This window comes from Enterobacter wuhouensis (genome assembly GCF_035835995.1).
Taxonomy (GTDB): Bacteria; Pseudomonadota; Gammaproteobacteria; order Enterobacterales; family Enterobacteriaceae; genus Enterobacter; species Enterobacter wuhouensis.
The window spans coordinates 2,594,412-2,615,085 of record NZ_CP142124.1 but is presented as its reverse complement, the minus strand read 5'-3'; the positions used below and the strand labels follow the sequence as shown (position 1 = coordinate 2,615,085).

Here is a 20,674-nt window from a genome sequence, read left to right as displayed (position 1 = left end):
AATCAACGATCTGCCCCAATTTACTGTATTCTGAAGCGAGTCATTCCAGGCTTCGAGACAATGAAGGACGGCGATGAAGCGACTTAAAAACGAACTTAATTCTCTGGTGAACCGTGGCGTCGATCGTCATCTGCGTCTGGCGGTAACGGGACTGAGCCGCAGCGGTAAGACGGCGTTTATCACGGCAATGGTCAACCAGCTGCTCAATCTGCATTCCGGGGCGCGTTTGCCGCTGTTGAGCGCAGTGCGGGAAGAGCGCCTTCTGGGCGTTAAGCGCGTGCCGCAACGCGACTTTGGTATTCCGCGCTTTACCTACGATGAAGGTCTGGCACAGCTTTACGGCGATCCGCCCGCCTGGCCGACGCCTACCCGTGGCGTAAGCGAAATTCGCCTCGCGCTGCGCTTCCGCTCAAATGAATCCCTGGTGCGCCACTTCAAAGATACCTCCACGCTTTATCTTGAAATTGTGGATTATCCCGGAGAGTGGCTGCTTGATTTGCCTATGCTGGCGCAGGACTATCTTACCTGGTCACGGCAGATGACCGGCCTGTTGCAGGGGCAACGTGCAGAGTGGTCGATGAAATGGCGGCAGCTTTGTGAAGGCCTGGATCCGCTTGCGCCTGCGGATGAAAACCGGCTGGCGGCCATTGCGGAGGCATGGACGGCGTATCTTCACCAATGTAAACAGGAAGGGCTGCATTTCATCCAGCCGGGGCGGTTTGTCCTGCCAGGGGATCTGGCGGGTGCGCCAGCGCTGCAGTTTTTCCCGTGGCCGGATGTCGACGGTATCGGCGAGTCAAAGCTGGCGCAGGCAGATAAACATACCAACGCGGGAATGCTGCGCGAGCGCTATCACTATTACTGCGAAAAAGTGGTGAAGGGCTTCTACAAAAACCACTTCTTACGCTTTGACCGACAGATTGTTCTGGTGGATTGCCTGCAGCCGCTCAACAGCGGGCCGCAGGCATTCAACGACATGCGCCTCGCGCTCACGCAGCTGATGCAGAGCTTTCACTACGGGCAGCGCACCTTATTCCGTCGGCTTTTCTCACCGGTGATAGACAAGCTGCTGTTCGCTGCCACCAAGGCCGACCACGTGACGGTCGATCAGCATGCCAATATGGTATCGCTGCTCCAGCAGCTGGTGCAGGACGCCTGGCAGAATGCCGCGTTTGAAGGCATCAGTATGGATTGCCTTGGGCTGGCATCCGTGCAGGCAACGCAGAGCGGCCTGATTGACGTTAACGGCGAGAAAATCCCGGCACTGCGCGGCCATCGTCTCAGCGACGGTGAGCCGCTGACGGTCTATCCGGGAGAAGTGCCGGCGCGCCTGCCGGGGCAGGCGTTCTGGCAGAATCAGGGCTTCCAGTTTGAAGCCTTCCGCCCGCAAACGATGAATGTGGATCAGCCTTTACCGCATATTCGTCTGGATGCGGCGCTGGAGTTTTTAATAGGAGATAAACTGCGATGACGGAACCGTTAAAACCGCGCATTGACTTTACCGGGACGCTTGAGAAAGAGCGGCAGGAGGCGTTTAAAACGGCTCAGACCTTCAGCGGCCCGCAGGCGGAAAACTTCTCTCCCGCAGTGGCCGACGAGCTGATTGTTGAGGATGGCCCGGCAGAAGCGGTTGTCGACGCCGCCCTGCGTCCGAAGCGCAGCCTGTGGCGCAAAATGGTCAGCGCCGGGCTGGTGCTGTTTGGCGTCAGCGTGGTGGGACAGGGCGTGCAGTGGGCGGTCAATGCCTGGCAAACGCAGGATTGGGTTGCCATGGGCGGTTGTGCTGCAGGTGCGCTGATCGTTGGGGCTGGCGTAGGGTCGGTAGCAACAGAGTGGCGGCGCCTGTGGCGGCTTCGACAGCGCGCGCATGAGCGTGACGAAGCGCGGGATCTGTTACACAGCCACGCCACCGGCAAGGGGCGGGCATTTTGTGAAAAGCTTGCCGCTCAGGCAGGGCTGGACCAGTCGCATCCTGCGCTTCAGCGCTGGTATGCCGCTATTCATGAAACGCAGAATGACCGGGAAGTGGTGACGCTCTATTCTCATATCGTCCAGCCGGTACTGGATACGCAGGCGCGTCGGGAAATCAGCCGCTCCGCCGCTGAATCCACGTTAATGATTGCCATCAGCCCGCTGGCGCTGGTGGACATGGCCTTTATCGCCTGGCGCAACCTGCGCCTGATCAATCGTATCGCAAACCTGTATGGCATTGAGCTTGGCTACTACAGCCGCCTGCGCCTGTTCAAGCTGGTTTTGCTGAATATCGCGTTTGCCGGGGCCAGCGAGCTGGTGCGTGAAGTCGGCATGGACTGGATGTCGCAGGATATCGCTGCGCGTCTGTCCGCTCGCGCGGCCCAGGGGATTGGTGCCGGATTACTCACCGCGCGGTTGGGCATCAAGGCGATGGAGGTGTGCCGTCCTCTGCCGTGGATTGACGGCGATAAGCCACGGCTGGGCGATTTCCGCCGCGAGTTAATCGGCCAGCTCAAAGAGACGCTCAATAAAAAACCGACTCAGTAAACGATTTGTTTACTATTCGTGCTGGCTGTCAATATTTGTTGACAGCCACCTTCCCGAACACCGTGATCTGACATATCATTTTAGCGTTAATGGCTTAAACGGTGAATTTCCCATGCGTCTGGAAGTCTTTTGTGAAGACCGTCTCGGTCTGACCCGCGAGTTACTCGATCTTCTTGTTTTACGTAGCATTGATTTACGTGGCATCGAGATTGACCCTGTCGGGCGAATTTACCTCAATTTTGCCGAAATTGAATTTAATACCTTCAGCAGCCTGATGGCGGAAATCCGCCGTATCGCTGGCGTTACGGATGTACGCACCATTCCCTGGATGCCGTCCGAGCGCGAGCACCTGGCGCTAAGCGCACTGCTGGAAGCCATGCCGGAGCCTTTCCTGTCTCTGGATCTGAAAAGCAAAGTCGAGCGCGTTAACCAGGCGAGCTGCCAGCTTTTTGCGCAAAGCCAGGAAAAGCTCAGTCATCACCACGCGACGCAGCTCATCCCCGGCTTTAACTTCCAGCGCTGGCTGGACAGCAATCCGCAGAATACCCTTAGCGAACATGTCGTGATTAACGGGCAAAATTTCCTGATGGAAATTACGCCGGTGTACCTGAAAGGCGAGAATGACGCCCGGGTGCTGACCGGGGCCGTGATCATGCTGCGCTCGACCGTACGCATGGGTCGTCAGCTGCAGAATCTCTCCAGCCAGGACGTTGGGGCATTCAGCCAGATTATTGCCGTCAGCCCGAAAATGCGCCACGTGGTCGATCAGGCCCGCAAGCTTGCCAACTTAACCGCGCCGCTGCTGATCACCGGCGATACGGGCACGGGCAAAGATCTGCTGGCTCACGCGGTGCACCTGGCAAGCCCGCGTGCCGCAAAACCGTATCTGGCATTGAACTGCGCCTCCATCCCTGAAGATGCCGTTGAAAGCGAACTCTTTGGCCATGCGCCGGAAGGTAAGAAGGGCTTCTTCGAACAGGCGACGGGCGGGTCTGTACTGCTTGACGAGATCGGTGAGATGTCGCCGCGTATGCAGGCCAAGCTGCTGCGTTTCCTCAACGACGGTACCTTCCGTCGGGTTGGCGAGGATCATGAAGTCCACGTTGATGTACGCGTCATCTGCGCCACCCAGAAAAACCTGGTCGAGCTGGTGCAGAAAGGCGAATTCCGCGAGGATCTTTATTACCGCCTGAACGTGTTGACGCTTAACATTCCGCCGCTGCGCGATTGCCCTCAGGACATCATGCCGCTGACGGAGCTGTTTGTGGCGCGTTTCGCCGATGAACAGGGCGTGCCGCGTCCGAAACTCTCCGCCGATCTCGGTACGGTGCTCACGCGCTACGGCTGGCCGGGGAATATCCGTCAGCTCAAGAATGCCGTGTACCGTGCGTTGACGCAGCTGGAAGGGTACGAACTGCGACCGCAGGATATTCTGCTGCCGGACTACGATGCCGGAACGGTGTCGGTGGGTGAGGAAGCGATGGAAGGGTCGCTGGATGATATCACCAGCCGTTTTGAGCGCTCCGTGCTGACTCAGCTTTATCGTAGCTATCCCAGCACCCGCAAGCTGGCTAAACGCCTTGGCGTATCGCACACCGCGATTGCGAATAAGCTGCGCGAATATGGGCTGAACCAGAAGAAGGGTGAAGACTAAATAAAAAAAGCCTCTTTGCAGAGGCTTTTTTTATGCGATTACGCTTTCAGCGCATCCAGCGCGGCGGTGTAATCCGGCTCGGTGGTGATTTCGTTCACCAGCTCGCTGAACACCACGCTGTCGTTTTCGTCGATAACCAGAACGGCACGCGCGGCCAGGCCCTTCAGGGCCCCTTCAGAAATGCCAACGCCGTACTTCTCCAGGAAATCAGCGTTGCGCAGGGTAGACAGGGTGATGACGTTGCTCAGGCCTTCGGCACCGCAGAAGCGAGACTGGGCAAACGGCAGGTCAGCAGAAATGCACAGCACCACGGTGTTGTCCATTTCAGTTGCCAGCTGGTTGAATTTACGCACGGAAGCGGCGCAGACGCCGGTGTCGATGCTTGGGAAAATGTTCAGGACTTTGCGTTTGCCAGCAAACTGGCCCAATGTGACGTCAGACAGATCTTTAGCCACCAGAGTAAAAGCCTGTGCCTTGCTACCAGCCTGAGGAATGGAACCTGCAACAGCAACCGGGTTGCCCTGGAAATGAACGAGTTGTGACATAGATATCTTCCTGTTTACATATAGTTAACGTCGGGGCTAGTGTATGCCATCCGCAGTTAGCACGGCAAACCAATTTTTATGCCTTACCGGGCCGCAAGGAGTCAGTGATGAGAAGCGTTAAGGTCTATGAAGAAGCCTGGCCATTACATACCCCGTTCGTCATCTCGCGCGGCAGCCGGAGCGAGGCAGGCGTGGTCGTGGTGGAAATCGAAGAAGACGGCGTAAAAGGCGTGGGGGAATGTACGCCGTATCCCCGTTACGGTGAAAGTCTGGCTTCCGTAATGGCCCAAATCATGACTCTGGTTCCAGCCCTGCAAACGGGGCTTTCACGCGAGGCGCTGCAGCAGCGCTTACCGGCAGGAGCGGCTCGTAACGCAATTGACTCTGCGCTCTGGAGCCTGGAGGCGGCCGCGCGGCAAACATCCTTACCTGTGGTGGTCGGCGTAACCTTGCCCGCCTCGGTAGTCACTGCGCAAACGGTGGTGATCGGTGAGCCAGAGCAGATGGCAGCCAGTGCCAAAGCCCTGTATGAAGCAGGTGCCAGGTTGTTGAAGGTTAAGCTCGACGACCACTTAATCACTGAACGTATGGTTGCCATTCGCTCGGCCGTTCCCGCGGCCACGCTGATTGTGGATGCAAACGAGTCGTGGCATCCCGAAGGGCTGGCGGCGCGTTGCCAGCTTTTAGCGGATCTGGGCGTGGCCATGCTGGAGCAACCGTTACCCGCAGACGATGATGCGGCGCTGAAAAACTTTATCCATCCGCTGCCGATATGCGCAGATGAAAGCTGCCATACCCGCGAGAGCCTGGCTGGTTTAGCAGGCAGCTACGATATGGTTAATATCAAGCTCGACAAAACCGGCGGCCTGACGGAGGCGCTGGCCCTGGCGGAAGACGCGCGGGCGCAGGGGTTTTCACTGATGCTGGGATGCATGCTCTGTACATCCCGGGCGATCAATGCGGCATTGCCGCTGGTTAATCAGGTGAGTTTTGCCGATCTGGACGGCCCGACCTGGCTGGCCGTGGATGTTTCACCCGCGCTGAACTTTACCAGCGGTACGCTTCATCTCTGAGGCTGCCAGCGCAGCAGTTCCACCATCGCCTCGAGGTATTTTTCGCTCGCCTCATCGGAGGAAATAGGGGGGAATTCTGCCGTGATGCAGTGCAGATCCAGATCGGCGCACCAGCTTCCAAACGAACCGGGGGTCTCATACCCGACGCTGGTCACGAGCGGCAGGGCGAAAGCATCCGCCAGCCACTGTCCCAGCGCGGTGCGGCGCGGATCTTCAATACAGGCCAGCGGATCGTGGAAGGAGACAACCCAGGCGGGATGGATCTTATGGATAAGCTGGCAAAGCGCCTGCGTTTCTGGCTCTGAGCCTGGCTTTTCTCCGGTCAGCAGGACGACGTCTCGTTCTTCAGCCGAGCTGTTCCAGCGATACACGGTTTCCCCCGCGCGCCAGTTTGCCGCCGGAAAATTACGGTTTAAGTCGATCCCCCTCGCATTTGCCCGCAGCCCAAGCTGACAGCCGTCCGGGTTTACGGTCAAAATCACATGATGTCGACGCAGTGCCGGGGCGAGCGTTCGCAGCGCGCAGGAGAGGGTGACAACGGATGAATTTTCATCGCCGTGGGTGCCGGCAATAATCAGGCCGCTGTCTCTGTCGGCGTCAGGGGCCGGAAACCAAATCAGGGGCGCGCCCAAAAATGACTTTCCGTAGTGTTCGGTGCCTGGCGGAAATGCGCCACGTTCCGTTCTTGGTCGGGTGAGAGCCATAGGAAATCCTGATAAAGAAGTGTCTACTGGCAGTGTTGTGCAAAACTCGCGGTTAATCAAATAGTTTCATTAAGGGCGGAGAGTTGTCAGATATCAACTTTACGGACTAAGGTATTTGCATTTCGCCTTTTCAAAACAAATAATTACGCATCTGCGTTTTACCGACTTCTTAAGGGGATCTCATGAAGCATCCTGTTTCGCTACTTTTCTCTGCGCTCTGCCTGTGCGGGCTATCTTCCCTCTCTTTTGCTGCTGATGTTCCACAAGGCACCGTGCTGGCGCAAAAGCAGGAGCTGGTCAGGCACATTAAAGATGAACCGGCTACGCTCGATCCGGCAAAAGCCGTGGGGCTTCCGGAGATTCAGGTGATCCGCGATCTCTTTGAAGGGCTGGTTAATCAGAACGAGAAAGGGGAAATCGTGCCGGGCGTGGCGACGCGCTGGCAGAGTAACGATAACCGTGCCTGGACCTTCACGCTGCGCGACAACGCGAAATGGTCCGACGGTACGCCCGTCACCGCACTAGATTTTGTCTACAGCTGGCAGCGTCTGGTTGACCCTAAAACGACGTCTCCCTTTGCCTGGTTTGCGGCGCTAGCGGGTATCAGCAACGCGCAGGCGATTATTGACGGGAAAGCGACGCCCGAGACGCTGGGCGTTACGGCGGTTGATGCCAAAACCTTGCGCGTTCAGCTGGATAAACCGCTGCCGTGGTTTAGTAACCTGACGGCCAACTTTGCGTTTTATCCGGTGCAGAAAGCTAACGTTGAGAGCGGCAAAGAGTGGACTCGCCCGGGGGCGCTGGTTGGAAATGGCGCTTACGTACTCAAGGATCGCGTGGTGAATGAAAAGCTGGTCGTAGAGCCGAACGCTCACTACTGGGACAACGCAAAAACCGTTCTGAAAAAAGTGACGTTTATACCGATCAACCAGGAATCTTCAGCAACCAAACGCTACCTGGCGGGTGATATTGATATCACCGAATCGTTCCCGAAAAATATGTATCAAAAATTACTCAAAGATATTCCAGGCCAGGTCTATACGCCGCCGCAGCTGGGAACCTACTACTATGCCTTTAACACGCAAAAAGGCCCAACGGCAGATGCGCGAGTCCGTCTGGCGCTGAGTATGACCATCGATCGCCGTATTATGGCGGATAAAGTGTTAGGTACTGGGGAGAAGCCTGCATGGCACTTTACCCCTGACGTGACGGCAGGCTTTACCCCAGAGCCGTCACCGTTTGAGCAAATGTCGCAGCAGGAGCTGAACGCGCAGGCGAAAACCTTGCTGCTGGCGGCGGGCTACGGTCCCCAGCGTCCGCTTAAGCTGACGTTGCTGTATAACACATCGGAAAACCATCAGAAGATCGCAATCGCCGTTGCATCGATGTGGAAGAAGAACCTGGGTGTCGACGTCAAGCTGCAGAATCAGGAGTGGAAAACCTACATCGATAGCCGTAACACCGGTAATTTTGATGTGATTCGCGCCTCATGGGTTGGCGATTACAATGAGCCGTCGACGTTCCTGTCGTTGCTGACCTCAACCCACAGCGGCAACATCTCCCGCTTCAACGATCCCGCCTACGACAAGATTATTCACCAGGCGACGCTCGAAACGACGGAAAAAGCGCGCAATACAGATTACAACATGGCCGAGAAGATCCTCGCCGAAAAAGCGCCAATCGCGCCAATCTATCAGTACACCAATGGCCGACTGATTAAACCCTGGGTAAAAGGGTATCCAATTAATAACCCGGAAGACGTGGCGTACAGCCGCACGATGTATATCGAAAGGCACTAAATACTCTGGCTGGCGCGATCCCGCGCCAGCTTCTTCCCCTCGTTATCAAATATCACCGTCCAATATAGGACGGTGACAAGCCAGATTTACTATCTATAATTTCTATAGCACTCCCTTAGCCTGACTCTTATTTATTCATATCTACTTCCACTCTCCGGCCGACGCTGTCAATACCAGGGCTGACGGTGTTGTTTAAATTTTGTCGTTTATTACTTGCTAACTTTTTGTTGCCTAAGGGAAAGGCCTGCCTTATTTCATTGCTTTTTTGACGAGGGGTTTATGTATTTTATCAATCGAATATTAAAATATAGTCCGATGTGTTTGTCGGTCGTGGCTGCTCACGCCTGGGCAGCTAATTGCTCGGGGGCGGATAATATTATCTGCACTGAGAAAGATTATGAGTCAGCAGCCAGTTACTATAAATATAATTATGATGGCGATCTTTCGCTGTCGTTTACTGACAGCGCGATAAGCGCACCGGGCGTTGCCATAAACGAAGGGGCAAGTACGTCCGGTGAAGCATCGCTGCAGGCGGATAATCTGACGACCTCTGCCGGTGGAATAGCGATAAGCGGCGGGGGCGTGGACGTCCAGCTCAATAACAGCACTATTGGCGGCGGCGCGGCGTCAGGTACGGCGCTCTCTGTCTCGCAGACGGCGCTGAATATGAACACGACCATCGCTATCACTGACTCAGCGTTAAATGGCGCCACCTTTGTGAATGAAGCTGACGGTAATGTGGTATTTTCCGCAGAGGATAGTGTTTTTTACGGAGAAATTCATATTCATGAAACCAACACCGCCTCGGGAGCTGACAATGATAAAACGACAAACGTGTCCCTGACTAACAGTACAATAGACACCTCCGGCGTTATTTCATCCTCGGAAAATTACCCTGTGTATGTCGAATCCGAAAAAGGCACGGTGAACGTGTTAATGGAGGAGGATACTATCATCCAGACGGGATCGCATAATGATGTGACGATTACGTCCGGAGCAGGAAATAATTCAGGAAGCGCCGTCAATGCCGAGATTGATAATTCGTCCCTAACCAATGGAATTAGCGCCAGCACCAGCAACCCCTACAGCAGTAGCACCGTGACGGTCAGGAACAGCTCTATTGCACAAAATACGCCTTCATGGGGAACCGCTATTGTGGCCTCCGCAGGCGAGACGGACAGTAAGTATTCCGGTAGCGGCAATGCCACCATTAATATTGAAAATAGCCAGATTAATGGCAATGTGGCCGCCGAAACGTTCGGCGGCGGAAGTTCTACGGTGTCGCTTAGCGATAATGCCGCCGTGAACGGTGACGTGTTGGCTATCGGGACGGAAAATAGCGTCAATATTGACGGCGCGATATTGAATGGCGATATCCAGTTTAGCACCAGCCATGACGATTCCTCCGCTACTACCAGCAGTACCGTCAACCTGGCGAATGCGCGTTATGACGGCAATATCGCCACCAATGACGGGAGCGCGGAAGATAATCTGACAATCAATATTAACAGCAACGCGGTCATTGGCGGAGACAGCGTCAATGACGCCATGCAAATCACCGGATTTGACACCGTTGGCGTCAATATTAACTATCTGGCCCCCTCGCTGGTGAACAGCGATGAGGCGAAATACTTCTATTTCAACAGCGGCGAAACGGTTGCCGTTCAGAATGGAACCTCCGGGACGCTTTCCCCGGTGCGCAGCGGATCTTACATTTACGACAACGTTAAATACGTTGCCACAGATGAAAGTGCTTCCCAGGCGGCAGGGCTGGACGGTTCAACATGGGCGGTGTCGTTTATTGACGATACGCCGGTGCCGGATGACAAGAGCAACGTCGTGAGTGATATTCAGGCAGCGCAGGCCGGGCTGGTCGCCAGCGACGATATGATCCATCGGGTGGCAGACGATATTACCGGCCATCTGGATATGCGCACCGGAGGAAGCAACGTCTGGCTGTCCGGACTGTACGCTGGCAGTAACCGCGAGGCGGGACAGACGAAGTATCAGAACGACATCAGCGGCGCTCAGTTCGGCGGGTATTTGAGCGTCGATTTAGCGAGCGGCGACTCTCTGACCGTCGGGGTGGCTAACGCCTGGCTGCATAACGCCCTGGATTTACAGAACAAGGACGGCCATAACAGTATCAACGGCACCTACTATAGCCTGTATGGCCGCTGGGAGCAGCCGAAAACCCGCGATATCCGCTGGTTCTCTGACGCCGTTGTCGCATGGGGAAATATGTCCTATAGCGCCTCAGGAAATGACGACTGGATCCGGGGACACGGAGACTATGATGGCAACACCTGGCTGTTGCAGGGGCGAGTGGGGGCAACGTTCGTTGCGAATCGTATTGAATTCCAGCCCTATACCACCCTGGGTTATGTAAACGTTAAGACAGACGGCTATAGCGACGGATACAGCGATATTGGCGACGGGAAGCAGACGAACTATTTTGCGGGCGGTGGCGTACGCATGATGACCCACGTAGCCGTGCCCGCTGTGCAGGACGTGAAGCCCTATCTGACGCTGGGGTACAACGCGCAGTTCGGCGGTTCTACCGAACTGAATACGGATGACTACTCATTCAGCGGAGAGGATCTCAACGGAGGAACCGCAGCGGCGGGCGTGATGGTGGACTTTACGCCGCGCTGGGCCGGAAAGGTGCAGGTCGCCACTGAATTTGGTCATGCGATTGACGCCGCTGTCGCGGGGGACGTGATGTTAAGCTATCGCTTCTAAGACTGAATATATGAAAAGCAGCCCGGTAATATTACCGGGCTTTTTTTATGTTTGCAGCCTAATTATATTGCGCTGAATATTTTGATGATTTTTTAAAATTAGCTATCCAATCCTGGATAGCTAATGTAGTGGCGTAAAGAACTGTAAGTGCTCATACTTAATTGCGGCGGTAGTTAAAGGTGATATTCCACCTGGTTTAATTCAGATGAATGCGAATTTATTCATCGCGGGCTCGTGCGTCTGAATTTTATGAAGCGAATAAAATGGAACTGAAATATTAACTTGAGGTATTTATGAAAAAGCAATTAGCAATAATGGTAGCAACGATGTTCACCGTTGGGATGGGGGCAGCACATGCGGTAGACGGTACGATTAATTTTACCGGTACGGTGACCGCGGATACCTGCACGATTGATATTAACGATCAGACTAATCCAACCCTGAATCTGGGTACGGTCAATACGGTCGATCTGGCAAAATCTGGCGATACGGGGCCTGCGACGAACTTCACGCTGAACCTGACGTCTTGCCCGACTACGGTCACGGCGGCCAGCGTCACCTTTAGCGGTAACCAGGATTCTACGATGAACACCGCGTTCACTAACGAAGCCATCGAGGGCGCGGCAACCAACGTTGGCGTACAGCTCTATGATGGGGCGAATACCGAGGTTTCACCGGATGAGGTTATCGACGTCACGTCAGCACTGACGCCAAACTCCGATGCCACCGCTTCCGAAGCGCATATTCCTTTTACCGCCCGCATGATCGCCGTGGGTGATGCGGCTTCGGCGGGTTCGCTGGTTTCTCACGCAGACTACACCATCAGCTATCAGTAATAAATCTGCTCAGGGAATACGTAAGAGCATGGATGCTCTGCTTTGGTGTCTGGAATAACAAGGGAAAACCCGATCCATGAGAAAGTCAGTTATTCATTGCCTGTTGGCGACATGCCTGGGTGTCGCGACATCTGCGCACGCCGGCGTCATTATTAGCGGTACGCGTCTTATTTACCATGGCGATAGCAATGAAGCCTCAATTCAGGTTAAAAGCGAAAATGAGGATAAATATCCCTATCTGATCCAGAGTTTTGTTGATGATAACGGGCCAAAAGGCGACCAGCCCAGCACAACGGGGAAATTACCTTTTACCGTTACGCCACCTTTATTTCGTCTGGAGCCCGGCACTGAAAATGGTATTCGCGTCATTAAGACCAGCGGCAATTTCCCGGCCGATCGCGAATCTGTTTATTGGCTGGATGTTAAAGCCATTCCGGCAAATAATCCTGCGGATAAAGGGAAGAATGTCCTGCGATTTTCGTTAAAGAACCGCATTAAGATTTTCTATCGTCCGGCAGGGCTCGGCGACCCAACGCAAAAAGAGTTCCAAAAAATCACGTTCAGGCGTAACGGCAATACGATCGCGGTCACCAACCCGACGCCCTGGTATTTGACCTTTTTCAACATGAGCGTGGGGGGAGTCAAGGTGAATACGGCCTTTACCATGGTTGCGCCGCATGGAAGTAAGGAATACTCCCTCCCGGCGGGCGCAATGGGCAAAGTCACCTGGCAGTATATCAATGATTATGGCTCTGCATCGCCAGTGATGGACGGGGGGGTGTAAATGCGTGAACCCTCAGCAAGCCCGCCGGGCAATAAAAGGAGGAGAGCATTTCGCCTGACGCCTCTCGCATGTGCATTACTGTTTATGCTGCAGGGGGTTGATAGGGTTCGGGCCGAAGACGAGTTCGATATGGCAGCCCTTGAAACCAGCGGGCCAAAACTCAACGTCGACCTCAGCAAATTTGCCAACACCGGGTCCGAACTGCCGGGCCGCTACCTTGTTGAGGTGTACATTAACCATCAGCTGATCGACTCGCGGGTGCTGGAGTTCGTACAGAACAAAAAGGGCCAGCTTACGCCGCTGCTTTCCGCCACGCTGCTGGAACAGTGGGGGGTAAAGGTCAGCGACATTCCCGGCCTGGCGGGAAAAACCAAAATAGATAACCTTGTCGACTATATTCCGGAAAGTCAGGTTACGCTGGATTTCAGCCAGATGCGGCTCAACCTGACGATTCCGCAGGCGAATGTTGATAGCGCCGCGCAGGGCTCCGTTAGCCCCTCGCTGTGGGACGAAGGCGTCCCGGCCCTGATCGTTGGCTACGATTTTAACGGCTCTAATACCTGGCGGGATGACGACGACAGCGGCGGCCATGAGGACAGCTATTTCTTAAATTTACACAGTGGTCTGAATCTGGGGGCATGGCGACTGCGAAACTACAGTACCTGGACCTACAGCAAAGCGCCGTCCGGAGACACCGGCGACGACCCGCAGAGCGCCGGCGATCGCGGGGACAGCAGTGAGAATCACTGGAACTCTATTAACACCTTTTTGCAGCGCGATATTCAGCGGCTGGACGGGGCGCTTACGATGGGGGACGCCACCACGCCCTCGGATGTCTACGATGGCTTTACGTTTCGCGGTATTCAGCTGGCCTCCGATGACAACATGCTGCCGGACAGCTTGCGCAATTTTGCCCCTACGGTCCGCGGTATTGCATCAAGCAATTCCACCGTCACCATTCGCCAGAATAACAGCGTGATCTACCAGAAGCAGGTGCCCCCCGGACCGTTTGAGATAAACGATCTTTATCCGAACTCAACCAACGGCGATCTGGTGGTTACGATAAAGGAGTCTGACGGGCGCGAGCGTACGTTCGTGCAGCCCTTTTCCAGCGTGGCGATTATGCAGCGCGAAGGGCATCTGAAATACGATGTCACCGGTGGAAAATACCGTAGCAACAGCGACGGTGAAGAACCCAAATTCGCCCAGATGACGATGATATACGGCCTGCCGCACGACCTCACGGCCTATGGCGGCTCGCAGCTGTCGGATGATTATCAGAATTGCCTGGCGGGGATGGGTTTTACCCTCGGGGAGCTGGGGTCAATCTCGCTGGATATGTCCTTGTCCTCGGCGGATCTCAGCACGGGTGAGCATAAGGACGGCCAGTCCTATCGCGCCCAGTATTCCAAAAGCATGTTGAGCACAGGCTCGACGCTCACGCTGGCGGCCTATCGTTACTCAACGAAAGGCTATTACAGCTTTCAGGATGCCGCCGATCTGCACGTCGATGATGACAACGACGACGGCGAAAACGATCGGGACGAGTTCGATCTCAGCCATAACAAACGTTCACGCTGGCAGGTGTCGTTGAGTCAGTCACTGAGTGAAGGCTGGGGCTCGGTCTATGTGAACGGCTATCAACAGGATTATTGGGATGATGAAGGGTACGAACGAAGCCTCTCCGTAGGCTACAACACCTCGATTCTGGGGATCACCTACAGCATTAACTATAACTTCACCAGCACGCCGGGCAGCGAGAACGATCATCAGGCGGCGATGAACGTCAGCATCCCGCTGGATAAATGGCTGCATAACGCCTACGCCGGCTATAACGTCAACACCAACAGGCATGGCGACACGACGCAGCAGGTCAGCCTGTACGGCACGGCGCTGGCACACGATAACCTGAGCTACAGCGTGATGGAAGGCTACAGCAACCACGATGACGCCGGCAGTAACGGAACGATGACCCTCGACTATACCGGCAGCCAGGGAGAAGTCAGCGCTGGCTACAACTACGATCCGGACAGTCGTCAGGTGAACTACGGCCTTCAGGGCGGGATCGTGGTGCATCCCCATGGGGTGACCTTCTCTCAGGCGTTAAATCAGGACATTCAGTCCATTGCGATTGTGCGGTCCCCAGGCGTTAGCGATGCCATTGTGGAAAACGGCACCGGGGTGGCGACCGACTGGCGCGGCTACGCGGTGGTTCCCTATCTGACGCCTTACCGACAAACCACCGTGCGGCTGGATACGAAATCCCTGGCGGGTGATGCAGAGGTAGAGACGAACTCGAAGGATGTAGTACCGACCGAGGGCGCGGTGGTGATGGCAGGCTTTAAGACCCACATAGGTGCCCGGCTGCTCGTCCATCTACAGCACCCGGGGACGGGCATTCCTTTCGGCACGACGGCGAGCCTGGTCGACGCTGACGACATTACCGGGATCGTGGATGACAAGAGTGACGTCTATCTGAGCGGGATGCCGCAGCAGGGAGAGATACTTGCGCTGTGGGGCAAAAAGGCCAGCGAGCAGTGTCATGCCCACTATCAACTTGATGATGACGATGCGCAAAAGAGCAGCGGCGTAAAAACGCTGGATTTGGTGTGCCGGTAATGGCTCTCCGCCGGGTATCCCATTGAGCAACGACTGAACGTAGGGTTAGAAACAACATGCAAACATACAACAAAAAACGAGCGGGAATAATACGGTGGGCTTATAGCCGGGTCCTGATGTTCACGCTTATTGCCGCTGCCAGCGTCATTTCCCACGCGGTACTTGCCGCGGATTGTAAAACCACTGTCGGCTCGACGATGGTCAATATTTCCCCTGTCAACGTCTCATCCGATATCGCGGTAGGGCAATCAATCACGGGCGACCAATCTTACGACAAGGTGGCGTTTGCCACCTGCGAATCGTCGTTTACCTGGAGCAAAACGTTTTATGGGGGAATTACCGCCCAGCTCGGCTATGTCGGCAATTATAACGGGCGCCAGACCTTTAGCACCAATATACCCGGCATTGGCGTGCAGTTTGGGGCAGACATGCCCATCACCTCCAATAAAGGGCACAGCTCCAGCCACAGCGGTTGGATTACGGCGAACTCTAGCGCGCAACTCTTTTCAATGAGCGATATCGGCTGGGGGGAGGTGTTTACCATTTCGATTACGCCAAAACTGAATCTGATTAAAACGGCCACCTCCGTTGGCAGCGGCGCGCTGTCCGGAAGCGTGGGCTACGGTAGCGCCTCGGGGAATGAAGGCAACGCAAAAATCACGGTGAACTTCAGTGGAACAATTTCCGCCAGCGGGTGCACGATCGCCAATAACCAGGATATGACGATTACGCTGGCAGACGCGCACAAGGCCGATTTACCGTCGGTGGGAAGTACCTGGGGGCAAAGCGGCGAAAAAGATATTTCGCTGAGTTGTAATGCCGGAACCAACGTTTACGCCACGTTTTCCGGTACCCAGGCATCCGGAACAAGCGATACGTCTGTGTTGCAAAATAACGGTACGGCGCAGGGGATCGGCGTTCAGCTGATCGATCTGCATGATGGAAATAATAACCCCATAAACATGAACTATCGATTTAGCCCCGTCACCAATGCAGGGGCGACCGCGACGATCCCCATTGCGGCACGCTATATTCGTACCGGCGACCTGAGCGCCGGATCGGTTGATGCCAGTGCAACCTATACGCTTGATTATGACTAATAAGGGCAGGGAGGCATTATGAAAGGGCATCGGTTATTTACTCTTGTATTAACGGTTGCTGCCTGGCACGCGTCGGCGGCAAGCAATGGTTCCGTACATGTCACTGGAAACCTTTTAACATCAAGCTGCTCGGTCACCAGCGGGACCAATTTAACCTATGATTTATCGACGGCAATGACCGACGATCTGCCTTCGGTAGACTCCACCACGGGGCGGCAGGAGCAAAATATAGTGCTAAGCTGCGATACCGGCGTTGTGGTTTATATGACCATTAACGGCGACCACAGCGCTAATGATAATACCATCCTCAATAATTCCGGCACGGCGCAGGGGGTCGGCATCCAGCTATTAAATGTGAATGACAATTATACCCCCATCGTAATGGGCGATCGTTGGGTATTAATTAACAGCACGGCGACAGCAAATACCGTACCTATCGCTGCGCAGTATATTCGCACCGGAACCCTTGCCACCGGCACGGTGGAAAGTAGTGCTACCTACACCCTGGACTATGAATAATCCTGACAGTCAGCAAAGTGAATGAGAGAACATGATGAATTTCTCGCGACTATTATTTACCTTTTTCATCGTTTTAAATGAACTCGTTTTTTCCTTAGCCCAGGCCGAAACCGGAACGATTACCGTCCATGGCGCGGTGGCGAGCAGCGGGTGTTCTGTTTCTGGCGCTACGGATGTCGATATTGGGCTGGGTGATGTACACGATACCGACCTCCCCAGCGTAGGCAGTACCTGGGGACAAAGCGCCGAATACGACATTACGTTAAGCTGCTCCGCCGGCGCCAGGGTGACAATCTCGTTCGCCGGAGACAACGATCCCGACTACGGAGATAACACGGTATTGGAGAATACCGGCACGGCGTCGGGCGTGAGTACGCAGCTCATTGATTTACACGGCGGGGCGAATAGCCCCATAGCGATGGGGTCCAGTTGGACAGTCACCAGCAGCTCGGGGGCATCAGAAACGATTCCGCTGGCGGCGCGCTATATCAGAACAGGCACGGTTGGAGTGGGTACCGTGCTTTCCAGTGCGACCTATACGATGAACTATGAATAAGACGGTGCAAGGAGGGGATATGTTGCGATACTTTTGCGCAATGCTGCTTATGGGGATCAACCTTCCGCCCGTGCTGGCGGACGGGGGCCATGTCAATATTGCCGGTAATGTGACTAATGGAGGGTGTACTATTCATGACGGTACTTATTTAACCTTCAATCTGGAGCCGGTAAAAACGACCGATCTACCCAGCGTAGATTCTGTCGCTGGGCGGCAGGAAAAAAACATTTCAGTTATTTGCCCTAAGGGGATATTTCCCTATTTCCAGTTTATTTATACCCCGGCCAGCGGTGGTCAGACGGTGTTAAAAAATAAGGGAACGGCAACAGGCATAGGCGTTGAACTGCTGAATGCCAGCTATGATGATTCGCCAATACATACGCTGGCCTACAGCGTTATGCGGCCAACCTCTGCGGGCAAGTACACCCTTGCCATTCACTATATAAGAACCAGCCAGGATATGACGCCAGGCACCGTTGAATCCGATGCGGAATATGATTTGGTTTATGATTGATTGGGGGCAGGATGAACGGTACATATAAAATAAAGACGGTCGGCCTGCTGGCGCTATTGCTGATGCTCGTGCCAGGACCAAACGTTTATGCAGAAGGGTATATCGCAATCAATGGTGAACTGCAGGCCGTTGGCTGTACCGTAAACGGGGATGGAAATATTGATGTTCCTCTGGATGGCGTTAAGCTCAATACGCTTAATCAAAAGGGTGCAGTAGCGGGAAAAACGCTGTTCACCATAGGCCTGAACTGCTACAGCAATACTCAGGTTAATATCAGCTTAAGCAGCAGCCACCAGGACAGCTATGGCACGGGCGTGTTATCAAACACCACCGGCGACGGCCAGTCATCGGGCATTGGTATTCAGGTGCTCGATCAGAATAGTGCGCCAGTCACGCTTGGGAAGTCATTTACGGTAATTAATAGCGCCGCTGACGGTAGCAATAGTATTCAGCTTTATGCGCAATATATCCGGACGGGCGATTCCGCCAGCGCCGGGAGTATCAAAACGGATGCGGATTACACGCTTTCGTATAATTAGCCAAACTGCGCTGGCGCGAAATACGCGCCAGCGTTTCAGCTTATCGGCAGATGTTTAATCTCTACCAGCCGACCGTCATTCAATACGATAGCTTCGTCATTTTTCAGGGTGGAAAGGATCTTCATCACCCCGCTGCGCGATAAATGCGTCTTCTCCCTGATATAGCGCTCGGCCGTGATGCTGGTGCGAAACGCCTCAGGTTCACTCATGAGTTCATGCAGCTGGTGGCAAATCATCTCATAGGCCGTCGGTGCGCTGAGGCGCTTGCTGTAGGCAAACAGCTTCGAGTTAATCACCTGAAGATGCATAGCCAGCGTCGACCAGAGATCTTTCTCGGCGATAAGGGAATGCGCCCGATCGAGAGATAGCGTGGCCAGGCGACACGGTTGCGCAGTGACGACGTAAACATCCCGCACGCTCAAACCAATCATGGACGGAGCGTTAATCGTCGTGACGATTAAATCATCATCAAGGCGATGTACCTCCAGCGCGCCCTTTAACAACAGAATGCACTGCTGTTCATTCTGCTCCTTCAGGTATATTCGAACGCGAACAGGATATTCTTTCGTTTTTGCGTAAGGGGATAACTGCTCCACCAAAATAGTTTCGTAAGGTGAAGGCTGATTGGTCGGTAACAGTGCTTGTTTCTTAATCATTATTCAGTGTATAGGCAAAGTGTTAAAAGTAATCGACCCTGACTGCCTTTTAGATGAGGTAAGCACCCGCATTAAAATTTTTCAGGTAATCGGTGTATGGCGTTCAGCAATCCTTTTTCCATCTCAATAAACCCGCCCTCACGCAGCGTAGAAAGGATACTTAATATCCCGCTGCGGGAAATAATGCTGCGGTCAGAGATGTAATTAACCACGCTTGTTGCACGTCGGAGACTTTCAGGTTCATTGAGCAGTTCTGATAGCAATATCTTAACCACATTGTATGAGTTTTGCTGGGATACGCGCTTGCAGTGACATAAAATCCGGTGAACAACATACTGCAATAAAAACGATAATTCCTTCCATAACTTTTCTTTACGAATTATGTCTAATGCGACAGTTTTCGGGACCTCACTCACAACGGCATCTTCTGGAACAATCATCTTCACGCCAAGTCGGCCCATGGAGGGCGCACTTAAGCCAAATATAAAAGGGGCTGTTTCAGCGTTTAATGCCACGTTATCGCTTTCACGAATAACAATGACATGCCCATGGTGTAATAAATAACAGTGGTCGGAACTTTCTGTTGAGTACTTCAGGGTGATATTATTTTTGGGGATTCGCGTTGATTCTTTCGTTAGGGATTCTATAAGTCTTTCAATATCGTGCACAGGTTTGGTGTGGGTAGTCATGTGTTGGTGTGGGCTATAGCTGTGAATGAGTAAAAATTATATATCACAATAATTATGTGGGCAATCGGTGCGCGCTGTGAAGATATTCGCGATCCAAAACTAGACTCAGGGTAAATTACCCGGCAAAGGCGCCATATTGAAAATATAACGGTCTAAGAGTAGACCCCAATCCTTTTGTCAGAAAAAAATGCCCTCGCTAGTATTACATTCGAAATGACGCGCTGCAGCGAACTGCTGCTGTGAGGGTCATTTCAGAAATCTTTATCAATTAAATAATAAGGACCAAAGAATGAAACATAATATTATTGCTTGTGCATTAGCCTGCGCGACCGTTTTTTCTTCCGCCTGGGCTGCTGATGGCACGGTAAACTTTACGGGTGAAATCCTCGACGAAGCTTGCAAAGTGTATATTGGTGCAAACAACACGATGGCTGTTGACCTGGGTAAAGTGTCCAAGGGCGCTTTCAGCGGTAAAGATAGTGAAGCGTCCGTCACTAAGTTCACCATCAAGCTGAAGGATTGCCCGGCGGCGGTTACGTCTGCGAAGGTGAAGTTTGACGGTAAACCAGACGCAGTCGACACCTCTCTGCTGGCAATCGCGCCGGTGACCGGTGCGGCGACGGGCGTGGCGATCAAGCTGATGACCGCCGATAAAGCGGCGCTGGGTCTGCATCAGGTTAACGACTATGCCTATACCCTCAAAAGCCGTGAAGAAAATAAACTGGATTTCTACGCGGGCTATAAAGCAACAGCGGCTACCGTTACTGCCGGTCCGGCTAACTCCGTAGCTAACTTTACCGTTAACTACAACTAATTCTGTTGTTG

Annotated in this window: 19 protein-coding genes; 15 read left to right on the top strand and 4 right to left on the bottom strand. The window is 53.8% G+C overall.

Annotation, left to right across the window (positions count from 1 at the left end):
* The first annotated feature begins 73 nt into the window (after positions 1–73).
* The 3 genes from VPX56_RS12580 to tyrR all read left to right on the top strand — a co-directional run bounded on the left by VPX56_RS12580 (position 74) and on the right by tyrR (position 4,174).
* Positions 74–1,471: a YcjX family GTP-binding protein gene (locus VPX56_RS12580; protein WP_131632459.1), complete on the top strand. Its 1,398-nt coding sequence runs from the start codon at positions 74–76 to the stop codon at positions 1,469–1,471.
* Complete coding sequence (locus VPX56_RS12575; RefSeq protein WP_326466678.1) at positions 1,468–2,520, top strand: YcjF family protein; 1,053 nt, start codon at positions 1,468–1,470, stop codon at positions 2,518–2,520. The genes VPX56_RS12580 and VPX56_RS12575 overlap by 4 nt, the downstream gene beginning before the upstream one ends.
* A 112-nt stretch (positions 2,521–2,632) precedes the next feature.
* Positions 2,633–4,174, top strand: a complete 1,542-nt coding sequence (tyrR, locus tag VPX56_RS12570; RefSeq protein WP_131632461.1) for a transcriptional regulator TyrR — start codon at positions 2,633–2,635, stop codon at positions 4,172–4,174.
* 38 nt (positions 4,175–4,212) lie between these two features.
* On the opposite strand, the gene tpx is transcribed toward tyrR, so the two are convergent.
* The gene (gene tpx / locus VPX56_RS12565) at positions 4,213–4,719 is read right to left on the bottom strand and encodes a thiol peroxidase (RefSeq protein WP_131632462.1); all 507 of its coding nucleotides are present in this window, start codon (positions 4,717–4,719) and stop codon (positions 4,213–4,215) included.
* 107 nt (positions 4,720–4,826) lie between these two features.
* On the opposite strand from tpx, the gene ycjG reads away from it, so the two are divergent.
* Positions 4,827–5,792, top strand: a complete 966-nt coding sequence (gene ycjG / locus VPX56_RS12560; protein ID WP_131632463.1) for an L-Ala-D/L-Glu epimerase — start codon at positions 4,827–4,829, stop codon at positions 5,790–5,792.
* Here the strand turns inward: ycjG and mpaA are convergent.
* Entirely contained in the window at positions 5,783–6,496 is a 714-nt protein-coding gene (gene mpaA / locus VPX56_RS12555; protein ID WP_131632464.1) for a murein tripeptide amidase MpaA, read from the bottom strand. The genes ycjG and mpaA overlap by 10 nt on opposite strands.
* Positions 6,497–6,678: 182 nt before the next feature.
* Between mpaA and VPX56_RS12550 the strand changes: the two genes are divergently transcribed.
* From VPX56_RS12550 to VPX56_RS12505, 10 genes are all read left to right on the top strand, one after another.
* Positions 6,679–8,295 (top strand): peptide ABC transporter substrate-binding protein, encoded by a 1,617-nt coding sequence (locus tag VPX56_RS12550; protein WP_326466670.1) that lies wholly within the window; start codon positions 6,679–6,681, stop codon positions 8,293–8,295.
* Between the two features lie 330 nt (positions 8,296–8,625).
* Positions 8,626–11,037 carry an autotransporter outer membrane beta-barrel domain-containing protein gene (locus VPX56_RS12545; protein WP_326466668.1) on the top strand — a complete coding sequence of 804 codons (2,412 nt, stop codon included), beginning with the start codon at positions 8,626–8,628 and terminating at the stop codon, positions 11,035–11,037.
* Between the two features lie 293 nt (positions 11,038–11,330).
* A complete protein-coding gene (locus tag VPX56_RS12540; RefSeq protein ID WP_263609560.1) occupies positions 11,331–11,873 on the top strand; it encodes a fimbrial protein in 543 nt (180 codons plus the stop codon).
* 76 nt (positions 11,874–11,949) lie between these two features.
* Positions 11,950–12,657, top strand: coding sequence for a fimbrial biogenesis chaperone (locus VPX56_RS12535; protein ID WP_326466663.1), 708 nt, complete (start codon positions 11,950–11,952; stop codon positions 12,655–12,657).
* Positions 12,658–12,786: 129 nt separating this feature from the next.
* Positions 12,787–15,276: a fimbria/pilus outer membrane usher protein gene (locus tag VPX56_RS12530; RefSeq protein ID WP_326466661.1), complete on the top strand. Its 2,490-nt coding sequence runs from the start codon at positions 12,787–12,789 to the stop codon at positions 15,274–15,276.
* Between the two features lie 116 nt (positions 15,277–15,392).
* On the top strand, positions 15,393–16,376 hold the full coding sequence (locus tag VPX56_RS12525) for a fimbrial protein (RefSeq protein ID WP_326466659.1): 984 nt from the start codon (positions 15,393–15,395) through the stop codon (positions 16,374–16,376).
* Positions 16,377–16,394: 18 nt separating this feature from the next.
* Positions 16,395–16,895 carry a fimbrial protein gene (locus VPX56_RS12520; RefSeq protein ID WP_326466657.1) on the top strand — a complete coding sequence of 167 codons (501 nt, stop codon included), beginning with the start codon at positions 16,395–16,397 and terminating at the stop codon, positions 16,893–16,895.
* A 31-nt stretch (positions 16,896–16,926) separates the two neighbouring features.
* Complete coding sequence (locus VPX56_RS12515) at positions 16,927–17,451, top strand: fimbrial protein (protein WP_131632472.1); 525 nt, start codon at positions 16,927–16,929, stop codon at positions 17,449–17,451.
* 19 nt (positions 17,452–17,470) lie between these two features.
* Positions 17,471–17,965, top strand: a complete 495-nt coding sequence (locus VPX56_RS12510; protein ID WP_326466654.1) for a fimbrial protein — start codon at positions 17,471–17,473, stop codon at positions 17,963–17,965.
* Positions 17,966–17,976: 11 nt separating this feature from the next.
* Positions 17,977–18,504, top strand: coding sequence for a fimbrial protein (locus VPX56_RS12505; RefSeq protein ID WP_326466652.1), 528 nt, complete (start codon positions 17,977–17,979; stop codon positions 18,502–18,504).
* A gap of 35 nt (positions 18,505–18,539) precedes the next feature.
* On the opposite strand, the gene VPX56_RS12500 is transcribed toward VPX56_RS12505, so the two are convergent.
* Both VPX56_RS12500 and VPX56_RS12495 read right to left on the bottom strand, forming a co-directional pair.
* Positions 18,540–19,160: a helix-turn-helix domain-containing protein gene (locus VPX56_RS12500; RefSeq protein WP_131632475.1), complete on the bottom strand. Its 621-nt coding sequence runs from the start codon at positions 19,158–19,160 to the stop codon at positions 18,540–18,542.
* Between the two features lie 71 nt (positions 19,161–19,231).
* A complete protein-coding gene (locus VPX56_RS12495; protein WP_326466649.1) occupies positions 19,232–19,849 on the bottom strand; it encodes a helix-turn-helix domain-containing protein in 618 nt (205 codons plus the stop codon).
* A 289-nt stretch (positions 19,850–20,138) separates the two neighbouring features.
* Between VPX56_RS12495 and VPX56_RS12490 the strand changes: the two genes are divergently transcribed.
* Positions 20,139–20,663: a fimbrial protein gene (locus tag VPX56_RS12490; protein WP_326466647.1), complete on the top strand. Its 525-nt coding sequence runs from the start codon at positions 20,139–20,141 to the stop codon at positions 20,661–20,663.
* Positions 20,664–20,674 lie beyond the last annotated feature (11 nt).